The organism is Nocardia sp. NPDC003726 (assembly GCF_053586955.1).
The window spans coordinates 234,272-247,882 of sequence record NZ_JBSFNF010000002.1; the positions used below are offsets into that span (position 1 = coordinate 234,272).

Annotated in this window: 10 protein-coding genes; all 10 read left to right on the forward strand. The window is 67.4% G+C overall.

Going from position 1 to position 13,611, the window contains the following annotated elements; translation table 11 throughout:
• Positions 1-13: 13 nt before the first annotated feature.
• Positions 14-274, forward strand: coding sequence for a hypothetical protein (locus ACWDMM_RS03610; protein ID WP_067802523.1), 261 nt, complete (start codon positions 14-16; stop codon positions 272-274).
• The gene (locus ACWDMM_RS03615) at positions 271-825 is read left to right on the forward strand and encodes a hypothetical protein (RefSeq protein WP_195077488.1); all 555 of its coding nucleotides are present in this window, start codon (positions 271-273) and stop codon (positions 823-825) included. The genes ACWDMM_RS03610 and ACWDMM_RS03615 overlap by 4 nt, the downstream gene beginning before the upstream one ends.
• The gene (locus ACWDMM_RS03620; protein WP_195077489.1) at positions 825-3,350 is read left to right on the forward strand and encodes an ATP-binding protein; all 2,526 of its coding nucleotides are present in this window, start codon (positions 825-827) and stop codon (positions 3,348-3,350) included. The genes ACWDMM_RS03615 and ACWDMM_RS03620 overlap by 1 nt, the downstream gene beginning before the upstream one ends.
• A complete protein-coding gene (locus ACWDMM_RS03625; RefSeq protein WP_195077490.1) occupies positions 3,350-5,863 on the forward strand; it encodes a hypothetical protein in 2,514 nt (837 codons plus the stop codon). Before ACWDMM_RS03620 ends, ACWDMM_RS03625 begins: the two co-directional genes overlap by 1 nt.
• A gap of 48 nt (positions 5,864-5,911) precedes the next feature.
• On the forward strand, positions 5,912-6,781 hold the full coding sequence (locus ACWDMM_RS03630; protein ID WP_357104426.1) for an NlpC/P60 family protein: 870 nt from the start codon (positions 5,912-5,914) through the stop codon (positions 6,779-6,781).
• 358 nt (positions 6,782-7,139) lie between these two features.
• Complete coding sequence (locus ACWDMM_RS03635) at positions 7,140-7,835, forward strand: DUF4226 domain-containing protein (protein WP_195077492.1); 696 nt, start codon at positions 7,140-7,142, stop codon at positions 7,833-7,835.
• Positions 7,836-8,415: 580 nt separating this feature from the next.
• Entirely contained in the window at positions 8,416-9,351 is a 936-nt protein-coding gene (locus ACWDMM_RS03640) for a transglycosylase SLT domain-containing protein (RefSeq protein WP_449935785.1), read from the forward strand.
• 524 nt (positions 9,352-9,875) lie between these two features.
• On the forward strand, positions 9,876-10,406 hold the full coding sequence (locus ACWDMM_RS03645) for a hypothetical protein (RefSeq protein ID WP_195077494.1): 531 nt from the start codon (positions 9,876-9,878) through the stop codon (positions 10,404-10,406).
• Positions 10,403-12,085 (forward strand): hypothetical protein, encoded by a 1,683-nt coding sequence (locus ACWDMM_RS03650; RefSeq protein WP_449935786.1) that lies wholly within the window; start codon positions 10,403-10,405, stop codon positions 12,083-12,085. The genes ACWDMM_RS03645 and ACWDMM_RS03650 overlap by 4 nt, the downstream gene beginning before the upstream one ends.
• Before the next feature lie 39 nt (positions 12,086-12,124).
• On the forward strand, positions 12,125-13,606 hold the full coding sequence (locus ACWDMM_RS03655) for a PPE domain-containing protein (RefSeq protein WP_357104433.1): 1,482 nt from the start codon (positions 12,125-12,127) through the stop codon (positions 13,604-13,606).
• The last annotated feature ends 5 nt before the right edge of the window (positions 13,607-13,611 follow it).

Consider the following 13,611-nt stretch of genomic DNA (forward strand, 5'->3'; position numbering starts at 1 on the left):
GAGAGGCAGCCCGATGGGTAATCTGAGCAACATCCTCTATGGCATTCTGATCTTTGTCCGGTGGGGCGGAATGATCATCATCGCCATCGTCACGATCGGTGTGGTGATCTCCGAGGCGGCGAAATCCCGGCTGTCGCCGTCGCGGATCATCGTCGTCTTCGGATCGGGCTTGATGGCCGGGGTGGTGATCTGGATTCTGCCCACGACCATCAACTACGCCCGAACGGATGCCAACCTCATCGTCCCCGATCACCCCATCGGTGGCTATCGATGACGACCCAAGTCATCAAGGTCTTCACGCCGGTCAAACGTGTGCCGACGATGATCGGCAAGGCCCAGAACGGGCAGAAACTCCCGTTCGGTCCCTACACCCTGCCCCAGGTCGCGGCCGGCGTGGTGATGATGTCGGTGTCGTCGGTGTTCGCCATGACGCTGCCGGTCAACCCGGCCGTCACATTCATCACGGGGCTGGCCCTGACGATCTTGGCGGTGTTCGTGCTCGGACTAGTGCCGTACACGGGCGTCCGGATGACCTCACGCGCCCTGTGGCTGGGCAGGCTCATCGTCTACCGCAAGCCGGTGTCCGCCTCCGGCATGCCGGTCACCAGCGACTCCTCGCGCAACACCGTTTTCGTCGACGAGAGCGTAGTCCTCTTGCTGCCCGACCGCTCCGATGAGGCGATGGCCGCCGCGCCGAAGTCCGGTGTCCGGCTGCTCGAGGTGATGAGTGGTGGCGGAAAGGTCACCGACCTGTGGCAGCGACTGAACGGCAACGACGAAGACAACGGTAACGGCAGCGGCCAGGCCCCCGGAGGACGCCCCTGATGGCACTCGGACGAGATCTACAGCCCACCGCCGCGATTCGCGGCAATCTCCAGTTCACCCATTCCGGTCTGGTCACCGCGACGTACTTCATCAATCCCCTCGGCTACGGATTGCGTAAGGCCAGCGACAAGTACGACGTGAAGCTGGCGCATCACGCCCTGGTCAACAACTTGCCGAACGGGTCGCTGCTGCTCGGTATCCAGGCGCGGCTGAACACCATCGACGTGCTCACCAAGATGGTGGAGGGCGTTGACCTCGACGAGTGCGAGGACTACGCCGACGAGGTGGTGGCCTCCTACGAGCGCGTGCACGCGATCATGCCGCAAACCCGGATCTTCCTGCTGTCGATCCCGGTCGGGGCCAGCAACTCGAGCATTTCCGCGCTGTCGCGCCTGTGGCGCGGCAGCACCGCCACCATCGACGCGACCGCGATCTCCCGCGCCGACCTGGACGAGTACGACGAGAAGGCGAACGAGATCCTGTCCAGGATCGGCGGCGACTTCGATCCGGTGCCGGTGCCCGCGGCCCTGTTCCAATGGCTGTGGGAACACTATCTCTCGCGCGGTGCGGCGGGGGACCCGGTGGCGCCCACCCGGGCCGGCGCGCTGGACGACGCGACGGCGGCGGTGTTCCGCTCCGCGGCGCTGGACGAGGGGGCCCAGGCCGACAGCAACCGGCGTATCCGGCCGTCGTTCGTCCCCGTGATCAAGGTGGTCCAGCCGGATTTCGATTACCGCCCGTCGTATCAGGCCATGCTGACGCCGCACTCGTTCCCGTACGCGGGCATGACGTTTCCCGGCGGCAGCGAGTTCCTCAACGTGCTGGAGGGCCTCGGCGACGTCACGGTGGACTGGGGCATGCGGATCTCCACCAAGCCCGCCGACGAGGTGCTCAAGAACAACGAACTCAGCTTGCGCAGGCTCGGCGAGCAGATGGATCAACGGGATCAGGAGATCTCGTTCGCGCAGAACACGCTGGCGTCGAAGGCGCAGATGCTCAGCGAGTACAACCAGCACTTCGAAGTCAACGGCGGTGAATCGGAGGTCTCCTTCACCACCGTGATCGCCATCGGCGGACCCACGCGGGACGCCACGATGGACGCGGTCAACACGCTCAAGCGGCGCTACAAGCGGTTCCAGGTCGACGTGACCGCGCCGGTCGGCGCTCAGGTCGACCTGTGGTCGATGCTGGTTCCCGGCAGTCCGCCGCGACGCGCCTTCGACGATTTCGCCCATATCGTTCCCTCGGACATGTGGGCCGGATTCGTGCCGTTCACCACCAGCCAGATCGGCGACGACAGCGGGCCGGTGATCGGCGTCAACCTGCTGTCGGGCCATTTCGAGCCGATCCACTTCGGCATCATGGAGGCCGCGCTGCACGACCTGTCCGCCTCGTTCGCCGTGACGGGCGAACTCGGTTCGGGCAAGTCGTATTTCCTCAAGCTGATGGCGGTGCTCGTGCACGACATGGGCGGTCAGTTCCTCGCCATCGACCGCAGTCAGGTCGGGGAATGGGAGCACTTCGCGCGATCGATCGATGACGCGGTCATCATCGATCTGGCCAATCCGACGGTCTCCCTGGATCCACTGCGGCTGTTCAACCCGCGGATCGCGGGCGAGCGCGCGCTGGATTCGATCCTTCCGCTGCTGGATCTGTCACCGACCTCGGGCGCGGGCGCGGCGGCGAGCAATCTGCTGTCACCGCGAGGCATGGCCGAGCACAAGATCAAGAGCCTGCTCGACCTGTTCCATGTCGTGCGCCGCCTGCGGGAGCACCCGGAGCGAGGGGAGGAGTACGCCGATCTCGCGGCCCGGCTGGGCACCGTGGTGGAGCGGGTGCCGGTGCTGTTCGATCCCAAGCTGCGACCGCTGCGCCTCGACGCCGCCGCCACCGTTGTGCGCAGCCACAACCTGCAACTGCCGAGCGCGGAGGAACTCACCACCCCCCACCTGTACAACCGGTTGCCGCTGACGAAGCGGCTCGGCACGGCGCTGTACGAACTGGTCGGCGTCGCGGCGCGGGAGGCGTTCCTCTCCGACAACGGCAGGTTCGGCCTGCTGGTCGGCGACGAGGCGCACCACTTCACGCAGACGCAGGTCGGCTCGGCGGTCACCTCGGACTTCAGCCGCGACGGCCGTAAGCACCTGGCCGCGATCGGGCTCGCCTCGCACGACCCGGCCACCGACTTCCAAGGCGCGGCGCACAATCTCATCCCGAACCGGTTCGTCTTCCGCCAGCGCGACGAGACGCTGGCGCGCAACAGCCTCGAGTGGCTGGGCGTCGATCTGGAGGAAGCGCCGTTCCTGTTGCAGATCCTGCGCGAGGAGACCTCGCCGCCGGTCGGGCCCGGCCGTCAGATTCCCGAGGAGCGCCGCGGCGAGATGTTCATGCGCGACGCGCTGAACCGCATCGGGCGCGGCAAGGTGCTCGGTCCTGCGCGTCCGGACCGCGCCGCGGCGATCACCAGTACGCCGACCAGTGCCAATGGCATGCGTTCGGCGCTGCCGGAGCGGTCGGTGCGCTGATGAGATCTCCGCTCGGGTCGAGCACGCGCGCACGTCAGGCGTCCTTCGGCATGCCGTGGGAACCGCAGTTCTGGGACGCGGAACGCTGGCGGCCGCAAATGATGTTCCGGCGCTTCCGGTCCTGGATCGCCGCGTCGCGCCGTCGCCGTCGGGTCGCGTGGATCGTCCTCGCGCTCTTCGTGCTGTTCGTCTGCCCTGGCCTGGTGCACGCGGTGTCGATCGCGCAGACCGGCACCCCGACTCAGGGAGCCGCGCCCAACAGCGCGACCAGCTGGATGAATGTCAAAGACTCCTTCGGGGTGAATGTCTCGAGCTATCGCTTGGTGGTCGATCAGGGCGGAGTGTTCAACCTGGGCAATTTCGCGCTGTGGATCATCCTCATGCCGCTGTTCGCGGTCTGGCTGCTCTGTTCGACCACGGGGGTCTGGCTGCCCGGCGAGGCGATGAGTTTCGGGTGGTTGAATCTGATCACCGCGCCGTTGCGCGGTATGGCCCAGAACTTCACGGGGACCATCGCGACGCCCCTGCTTGCGGGGACGGCGGCGACGATCGGCGCGTTCTTCGTGGCCTATTTCCTCGTGCGCTTCTTGATCGCCAAGGCGGTGATGCAGATCGTCACCATGATCGTGGTCGCGATCGTGGGCGTGCCGATCCTGGCCGACCCGTTGGCCGAGGCGCTGTCGGCCGACGGCTTCCTGGTGCAAGGGCGTGATCTGGGGCTCTCGGTCGCGGCGGGATTGAACGGGAACAACAATCCGAATCCGGACCAATTGGTCAGCACGCTGCAGGCGACCATGGCGGACAACTTCGTACGGCTTCCCCTGCAGGTGTGGAATTTCGGGCACGTGGTGGACAGCAGTCCGTCCTGCCGGGCGGCGTGGTCGTCCGGCATGACGGCCGGCAGCGACGACCGCGTGAAGAACGGCATGAAATCGTGCGGCGACAGCGCGGCCTATGCCGCGGTGGAGAATCCGAGCGTCGGTCAGATCGGCGCCGGACTGCTGCTGTTGCTGTGCGCGATCATTCTCCTCGCCTTCGCCGCGTACTTGTCCATCAAGATCATGTGGGCGGTACTCGATCTCATCTATTACGGGTTCGCGTCGGTCTTCGGGTTCGCCGCGGGGGGATACATCTACGGTCCGACGCAGACGTTCACCGTTCGTTGCGTGGTCCACGGCTTCATCGCCGCGGGCAAGATGGCCTTCTTCGTCATCGCTCTCGGTGTCTACGAACTCTTGCTGGGTAGCCTGTTCCGAGCGGCGAACGGCCAGGTCATGGTGGTTTTCGTCATCGGGGCCGGCGTAGAGATCGTCGCCATCATCCAGGTGCGGCGGCTGAGCAGGAATATCGACGAGGCCAACGACTGGGTGACCAACCGGATCGGGGCGGCGATCCAGAGCGGCGGATCGACAGGGGGCGGTGGCGGCGGCGGAGGCGGCTCGGCGCTGGGCATGGGCATGGGCATGGGCAATTCGAATGTGGCCAGCTCGATGACTCCGCTCGCGATGGTCGGCGCGATCAGCACCATCAACAGCTCGCCGCTCACCGCGTGGCTCGCCGGTGGTCGCCTCAACCCGCTGAATCCCTTCTCACGGGTCGACTACATCGACAAGAAGAACAAGGCGAAGGGACTGAAGACCAAGGACCTGCGCGAGGCCGCGCACGCTGGACTGTACGACCGTGTCGCGGCGGCGAACGCGGCGCGGCGCGGTATCCGCCGCTCCGGCAACAGCCAGCGCAGTGAGCGGGGCGCCGCGTTCGCCATGGAGAATGTCACGCACCTGTTGGGTAGCGGCGGCCCGCAGTCCGGTGGATATCACGCCCTGCTGATGGCAGGTGTCCCCGAGCACATCGCCCAACGGGCTATCGAGGCGCGAACGGACATCATTCGGCACGCCGACGCGGAGCCGCTCGCCTCGAAGCACCTGGCGAACGTGGTTGCCGCGCACAAGCATCTGGAGAATGCGTTCAACTCGAACGACCGGCACATGTACATGGCGAGGCTGCACGGGCTGGAGGCCAGTGTCGATCGGTATCGAGGTGACTATCCGGGCGGCGTCTCCTTCGAAAGGTCCGCACTGAACCGCCTCGGCCTTTCCTACATCCGGAACCCGGAAGAGAAGTTCATCAAAGATCTGCAGACCATCGCGAGCGGTCCGGCTGCGGGTAACCACATCGAACTCGGCGGCCAGCGAGTTTTCATGACGGCGAACGAAGCCGACCGTATGCGAAGCTGGATCTCGAACGAGCATGCGCTCCGTGTTCAGGCGGCCACCAATTGGGTGGCGGAGAATCCGAACGACTTCCAACGGATCCGTGCGCTTCGCTCCGAGGTCGACAAGGCCGCCCAAACCGACCAATGGGCAGCGGGCCGGAGTATCACGGGCGCGGTGTCGCTCCCGCAACCGAGCGCCGCTCGCCGCCTCCCGACGCCCGCGGGCAACCGCGATCGCAACGAGCCCATCCCGGAGCGGTTGCTGGACGCGATCAGGTTCCAGCGCGCCCACCCCTGATCGGATTCGCGTTCGCGCGACCTGGTGACACGCACAGAAAGGTAGTCGATGATCGGTCGTCTGTTGACGTTCGTCCTGATGCCGCTCTGGGTATGGGTGGTGCTGGGTGGCGTGAGTGTCGTGTCCCTGCTCCTGATGGTCCTGGTGCTGGTCATCGGCGGTGCGACCTCGTCGGTCGCCGCGGACCTGCATTACCAGTGCGACAGCGCGGTTGGTCCCGATCCCTCCGTGACGGTGACCGCTACCGCCTTGCCCGCGGCGCCGAGGACGCAGGGCGCTCCGGTGGCCGGTGTGACGACCGCTCCGACCACCAACCCCTACGCGAAACTGGAGATCGAAGCGGACGACACCAATGTGTCGGACTGGCAGCGCGCCTGCGTGTCAGCGCTGAAAGACGCGCCGTATCAGAATTCTCCGTTGCTGGAGGGCAGCTCGGGAATCGGTGCGGCGTGCGCGCGTCAACTCGCGCTGGCGAGGGTCTCGGCGACCGGAGACGTGAACGGCTCCGGGGACGGCCAGACCGCCGCGGAGTTCACCAGGTCGGTGATCTATCAGGCCTCGGTCGCGCGATCGACGGGACGGTGCGAAGCGACCTCGGGCACGGCGGCGCAGGCAGGGGGCCGATCGAGCGGTTCGGAGCGGCGGGCGTGCGGTCAGCTCGACGGCGCGGGGGTCGTCGAGCTGCCGAACACCATCGCGGCACAGGGTGCGTGCGGTCAGCGGGTCGATCCTTCCGCGGTATCGGCGGGAGACCTCGTCTTCTGGAGTTATCGAAGCAACGCTCCGACCCGGGTCGGCATCGCGGTCAGCGATTCCCGGCTGGTCACCACCGATGCGTCGACCGGCGGTTTCGTGGAGTTGGTCATCCCGAGCACGACCGACGTGCGGGTGAAGCGAGTGCTCGGCAGCGAGAGGTGACGAGTAGACGATGCCGCCGACAGAAGTAGAACCGAGGACGGATACGGGGGAGGAGTCCGGCGCGCCGGCGGGGCCGGTGACACCGTGGTCGCACCCGCCGGATCAGCAACGGCCGCGACCGGGCGGGGTGCCGGGGCAGTCCGGCGGTCCGTCTCCCGGATCGGAGCGGTCCGACTCGCCGGAGCCGGGCCGATCGGCGCCGGTTCAGCCGAACAGCGCCGGTGAGCCCGGTGTTTCCGGCCCGTCTCAGCCGGGTCCGTCCGGCCAGGCGGCAGCGCCGGGGCACTCCGGAACAACGCCGGGCACCTCCGGTCAGGGCGCTGCGCCCGGTGATGGCACAGCGGCGCCGGGTGGTGCCGTGACTCCGCAGATCCAGCGGGTGCCGCCGGTGGATCATGAGCCGCCGCCGGTGGATCCGGAGTTGGTGGCGGATGTGGTGCCGGTAGCGGCGACGACCGGGGCCATGGCGATGGCGATGCTGCCGATGATCGCCTCGGCGTTGGCGGGGCTCGGCAGTGGCGGTGGTGGTTCGGCTCCGGTGGCGTCGGATGGTTCCGGCGACGGCGGGTTGTCGCCGGAGGCGGCGAAGGCGCTGGATGTGTTGAAACAGTTGGAGGGCGTGTACGGGGAGGCGGATCCGACGGATCCGCGGGCCGGACAGTTGCCGCAGCATTCGGCCATTTCGTCGGGTAGTGGGGCGGGGGCGCGGTCGCTACGGGCCGAGCAGTTGTTCCAGCAGAACGCGGCGGAGGCGTTGAGCGATGTGGACGACCAGTTGACCTCGTATATGCGGGGTTTGGCGGGGACGAACAAGATCGACAAAACGGAGATCAGCGGACTGGCGCGCCAGGCGAACACGGCGCTGGCGGAGCTGGGGCCGCAGGCATATACGAGGGCCGGGCGGCAGAAGGCGCACCAGATCCTGGCCGCGGCCTTGCAGAGGGCGCATGCGATCGTCTCGGGTGGGCAGGAGACCACCAGTGATATCGCCGTCGCCATCAATCGGCTGACCAATCAGTATCTGGGCGACATCGCGGGGAAGCGCTCCACGTGATCCGCGACCACGGCCGGTATCTCGGACGGCCGAATGCTCGGGCTGGTCGGCGGGGCACAAGTCATCCGGTGTTCCCGTAAGCGGGAACACGGCGGGACTGCACCTGGATCAAGCTGCGGATACGCTTCGAGGCGAGCCTCGGGGAAGAGTCCGTCCGAGTCGGATGAGCCGGCAGCGGGCAAGGCGGCACCAGGGCGATAGGCGGGTCCGGTGCGGGTACCGAAGCGTCTGGCGGAAGGTGGATCATGGCTGCCTCTGTGGTCACCGCGCGTAGCCCGCGGGCGTCTCGGGGGCACTGATGGCACCGGTGAATCGCACCCCGCCCGACGCGGATCCCGACGATCCCGGCGGTGTTCGCGACGGGCGGGCGAGCGCCACCACGTCCGCTCCGCGCCGTTCCGGCAAGTCCGCGACGCGCACCGCTCCCACACCGATTCCGCGGCCACCGGCAGGTGCGCCGACCGCGGCGCCGCAGGCAGGCGCGGCGGCGCAGGGGCGAGCCCAGAATGCGCCCACTGTATCCGAAACAGCGTCCGCGCCATCGGTTTCGACAGCCGCGCCACGGTCGGATGCGCTCGGCATGGCCGGTTCGTCCACACCGATGGCGGCCGCGGCGATGGGCGCGTTGGCGGCCATCGCGGCCCAGTACGGTGACCACACGCCGACCGCCGCCACGGGGCAGCCGTACGCGCCGCCGGATCTGGGCGCCGGGCGGCCGAGCGGACCCGTCGCGTGGGACGGCGCGCTCGGCTCGCAGTACGCCATGAGCGATCAGAATCGAGCACGCCACGGCGACGCGACGCAATCGATGAACGCCGAGCTGGAACGCATCCTCGGCGGCGCGGTCGACAGCACCACGCAGGGTCGCGCCGCGATCGGCGCGATCATCGCCGAGGTGAACACCGCTCTGACCGCGCTCGGAACCATCCAGGACGCGAACGCGAGCAGGCAGCTGGTGATCTCGACCATGGAGAACGCCTTGCAGCGCGCGGGTTCCGTGCTCGGTCAAGGGCAGACCGCGGCAGTGCTCACCGCCGATCGGGTGGCCGCGCTGGCCGACAGCTACTTGCGTGAGTCGCGACCGTCGCCGCCGCGCCGATCCCGCCGCACCTCGCACTCCGGCCTGCGCAGCGGCGGTCCGCCACGCACGCGGCCGTCCGGGCAACAGGGCCAATGGATCAACGAGGCGTTGCAGGTACTGCGTCAGCACGGGTACGACACGCGCCAGATCGATCCGGCCGATATCGCGGCGATCATCCAGCACGAGTCCGGTGGCAACCCGAACGCCATCAATCTCTGGGACAGCAACGCGGCGGCGGGAATCCCGTCGAAAGGCCTGATGCAGACCATCGATCCGACGTTCAACGCGTATTCGCTTCCCGGGCACCGTGATATCTGGAATCCGGTGGACAACATCGTCGCGGGCGTTCGCTATGCCATCGATCGTTATGGATCGGTCAGTAATGTGCCGGGAATCGTGCAGATGCGCGGCGGAGGTTCGTACGTGGGATATTGATGCCGCCACCGGTCGTGAGTTCGGCCATCGCTCGCCCGCCCCGTGTCCCGCTGCCGAGGGCACGTCCGCGGAGCTGCGACGCGCCGGGAGCCGCCTCGCGCAGCCCAGGCTCGGAGTCGAGATTCACCGCTCCTGATGCCGCGCGACCGCCCGACCGAACCGCAATGCGGACCCGCGACCGGCACCGGGCCAACCCGGATCCCGGCCGTCCTGCGTCGACCGACGGCCCGGTGCGGGCAGCTACGGAGGACGGGGCGACGGGAGCGCCTGCCGCGCCGGTACAGCAGGCGTGCTGGGTGATTCGTGCGGTTCGGTATGCGTTCCGCGGGGCACGTGGTCAGGCCGTACGAAGGAAACCCCGGTTCCCATCAGTGGGAATCCTCGACAATGGTGATGTCGAGAGGACTCCCGAGCATGGTCGATGTGCAGCCGCAGGACCAGGTCGCCTTACCTCGTCTACCTGCGGCGACAGCGAACGGCTTGGCTCGATAGATACTCGCTGCGCGTCGAATGGGTGAAATCGCATGGGCTTGTTCGGTCTCGAATGGAAAGATGTCGTCTCGGGCGTAGCCAGCGGTGTCGGATTCATGGTCGGCGGTCCGGTCGGCTCCGCGATCATCGGCGGCGCGGTCAGCGGCATCTGGACCGGCATCGAGCGGGGGTCCTTCGAAGAGGGTTTGCAGGCCGGCTTGATCGGCGCGGCGGTCAGCGCGATACCCGGCGGTGTGGTCGGCGGTGCGACGAGGGGCCTGACCGGTGGTGGGCTTCAGGCCTTGGGCATGGCCGTCCGTGATGCCGGCCAGCTCATGACCCAGCGGGGCTTGGGGGGACTCGGGTCACGGTTGGCTCTGTCCAAGATGTATATGCCGCGATTGGGTGCAGGCGCGGCGGTCGCGGGCCTCGGTAACGCTCTTGCCAGTAAAACGTACGACGCCGTGCATCCCGTGCCGGGGCCTCAGCAGCCCAAGCAGCAGGATATTCCCGATACGCTGCCCACCCGGCCTGCGGGTGCGCAGTACAGGGGTACCAGTTCTGACGCACTGGTGTATGCATGAGCGACGACATGCCGATGCTGGTGGTTCCGGATGTCTATTCGCCCAAGTGGCCGGCGAAAAGGCTCAAACTTTTCGCCACCATTCACGATTGGCTGGATGTAGACAAAGGGGATGACAAGTCCCTGCACACGATTCTCCAAGAGGACTGGAGCGCTCTCGGTGACGGCGAGAAGGACGACGTGCCCGACAGCGGCACGGTGCCGCAAGTCGAACTGAACAGTACGCACATCAGATCGTTGTTGTTCACCAACTACGCCAATGTCAACAGCGCGCTCAAGGACAATTTCGACCAAATGCTGGAGCGGGATGCGAAGCTCGCCGCGAAGGTCAACGATTCGAAGATTTCCGTCGACAACGCCAGGAGCAGTCTGAAGAAACTGATCTCGTTCCTGAACACGGAGGCCGCGAGACCGCCTGCCGATATGGACGAGAACAAGCATGTCATGACGTATGTGTCGAGTGGCTTGGAGGCGGCGCTGGGCACCATGGACACCGCGAAGACCGAACAAGAGAAGACGGCGGACGGCATCGATGAGCAATCGGCCGCCAACAAGGAACTCGCCGACCGGATAAAGGCGCTGGAGGCAGCCCAGAAAGCCGGGGCGGCCCAACCGGACGATATCAAGCAGCCGCAGGTCCCCGGTGTCAACGACGGCACGAAACCGAACGATGTCGGCAACCCGGATCCGGGCGATGTCACGAAGAACCCCAACGGCACCGACGACGGCACCAAGCCGAAGGACGTGGACCCCTCCGACCTGGGCGACTCCACGAAGGACAACACCGGCACCGACAGCACGAAGCCGCAAGATGTCGACACCTCCGGCCTGGGCAACGGGACAACCCCCGGGACGAACGGTCTCGGGGACACCTCCGGCGTAGGTACACCCGCCGCTTACACGCCGACGTCCAGCCCGACTCCCGGCATGGATCTGGGTTCCCTGCTCGCGCAGCAGATGATGATGCGAAACCTCGCCGACCAGGACATGAACAACCGGCGGCGGGACCTCGATCCCAGCCGCTACGACGACGAGATCGACCCGGTCGCCCCGCAGCCGGTGGCGTCGCCGGTCACCGCGCAGCCTGCGGCCGCGCAGCCCGCCTCGACAGCTCCGGCGTCGACGCAGCATGCCGCGGCGCCCGCGAGCGCGACGTCTACCCAGCCCACGGCGGCACCCGGCCGCACGCCGGGCGAGGACGGCAGCGTCGTCTACACGTTCCCGAACGGGAAGACGCAGAAGGTGTCCGTCACCACCGCCCAAGGTCTCGACGCCGCGTTCGGCAACCACAGCGGCACCGACGCGCAGAAGGCCTACGAGAAGACGCCGGCGAAGTGGTCGGACAAGAAGCAGATCGGCCAGCGGGTGGGTGACTTCCAGCTGATGACCGGTGACGTCGCCACGTGGACGAACTCGACCGCGATCCTCGTCGTGTGGCCGCCCGAGGAAGGTGGCACGGAGGCAGGCACATTGGAGGTCATCGTCAAGGGCGAGCTGAAGCCGTTCGACCCGAAGATGCCCGAGATCGCTTCGGACACGAACTTGTTCGAAGGATTCGCGCATCCGAACGGCATCGAGGTGACCGCGCCGGCGGACGGGGCCGCGCCTCAGACGACGCCGGGCTCGGCCGATCAGCCCGCGGACGCGGCAATGCCGGTTGCCGCGATGCCCGCGGGCTGATCGCGCGGGCCAGCGCGCGGATGAGGAGAGGAGGTCGCGATGGTGCTCAAGGTGGATCCGCAGGAACTCGTCGCCGTGGCGTCGAGACTCGCCGCGGCGGCCCGTGATGCCGGGGCGGCGATGCCCACCGGGTGGGTCGTGCCCGGCGGCGCCGACCCGGTCTCGGCCGCCGCGGTGCCCGCGCTGAACAAGCAGGCCACCTCGCTGCTCAACGGAGTGGCGAGCGTTCTCACCGATGTCCAGCGCACCGCCTACAACATCGGCGCCGCCGCCGCCGACTACACCGATGCCGATGACCGCGGCGCCAGGACCGTGAACGGCAGCGGCGGCGAGATTCTCGCGAATCCGGTGGGTGAAGTGCAGGAGATCGGGCGGCGCAGGATGCCTGCGATCCAGTTCCCCTCCGCCGGCGGCAGTGTCGATCCGTTGACTTTCGCTCAGCAGTTGCACTCCGGCCCTGGAACGAGCGCGGCCAAAGGTTTCGCGGACTCACTGCGCCGATTCGCCGGGAGCGCGCATCTGGCGGCCATCGAGGAAGTGAGCGCCGCGTCGAAGTCGATGCAGAACTGGGAACCGGTCGGCACGGCGGCGGCGGGGGAACTCGACCAGCGGCGCGGGTTCCTCGACCAGCTCGGCACCGGACTCGGGCTCCTGGCCGACGGCATCGATACCTACAGCAACGCGTTCCAGACCGCGAAAGCCAAACACCCCACGCCGGAAGAGATCATCGCCACCCGCAAAGAACTCCTCACGGCGATGCGCTCCAAGAACGAAGCCGCCATCGCGGCCGCGATGGCGAAATTCAACGAGCAGAACGCGCGTTCGGCGGAGACGATCACCGGCTACTCCACCGAGGTCGGCGCGAAAGTCGGCGAGAGCGAAGCGGGCAGTTCGACCGGCAGCGACGGCAAGACCGGCAGCGGCAGTGGCGACAGCAGCAGCAACATGCTGAGCCAGATGCTGCCCGCCCTGATGAGTGCGATGTCGGCGGCCGGAACGCCGCTGAGCCAGCTCGGGCAGTCGGATTCGGAGGCATACGACGACTACGGCCTCGACGACTACGGCTACGACGACCTCGGAATCCCGAGCGGGCTCGGCACGGGCAGTCCCAGCGGAATGCCCGTCGGCAGCCCCGGCGCCGGTATCCCGGACGTCGAGGCCGAGACCGTTCAGGCGACCGCGTTGCCGGTGGCCTCGGCGGCCAGTCTGGGTTCCGGTCTGCCGCGCACCTCGGTGATCGAACCCCTCGGCACGTCCTCGGCATCCGGCGCGACGGCCGCGCGAGGCAGCGGTTCGCCGATGATGCCGTACATGCCGATGTCGCCGGGCATGGGCAACTCGAGCGGCGGCAACGACCGCAACCGCGTGGTGGCGTGGCATCCCGACCGCCTGATGTACGTCGACGACACACCGCACACCGAAGCGGTGATCGGTGAGCGGCCGACCATCGCGCCGACCGTGACCCCGCCGACGCCCACACCGGGCAACCAGACCCCGACCCAGACCGGAGGTAACGCATGATGAGG

Excerpts from the sequence above, each read along its gene's own strand:
- ACWDMM_RS03610 (WP_067802523.1), top strand. The coding sequence starts at position 14 with ATGGGTAATCTGAGCAACATCCTCTATGGCATTCTGATCTTTGTCCGG.
- ACWDMM_RS03615 (WP_195077488.1), top strand. The coding sequence starts at position 271 with ATGACGACCCAAGTCATCAAGGTCTTCACGCCGGTCAAACGTGTGCCG.
- ACWDMM_RS03620 (WP_195077489.1), top strand. The coding sequence starts at position 825 with ATGGCACTCGGACGAGATCTACAGCCCACCGCCGCGATTCGCGGCAAT.
- ACWDMM_RS03625 (WP_195077490.1), top strand. The coding sequence starts at position 3,350 with ATGAGATCTCCGCTCGGGTCGAGCACGCGCGCACGTCAGGCGTCCTTC.
- ACWDMM_RS03630 (WP_357104426.1), top strand. The coding sequence starts at position 5,912 with ATGATCGGTCGTCTGTTGACGTTCGTCCTGATGCCGCTCTGGGTATGG.
- ACWDMM_RS03640 (WP_449935785.1), top strand. The coding sequence starts at position 8,416 with ATGGCCGGTTCGTCCACACCGATGGCGGCCGCGGCGATGGGCGCGTTG.
- ACWDMM_RS03645 (WP_195077494.1), top strand. The coding sequence starts at position 9,876 with ATGGGCTTGTTCGGTCTCGAATGGAAAGATGTCGTCTCGGGCGTAGCC.
- ACWDMM_RS03650 (WP_449935786.1), top strand. The coding sequence starts at position 10,403 with ATGAGCGACGACATGCCGATGCTGGTGGTTCCGGATGTCTATTCGCCC.
- ACWDMM_RS03655 (WP_357104433.1), top strand. The coding sequence starts at position 12,125 with ATGGTGCTCAAGGTGGATCCGCAGGAACTCGTCGCCGTGGCGTCGAGA.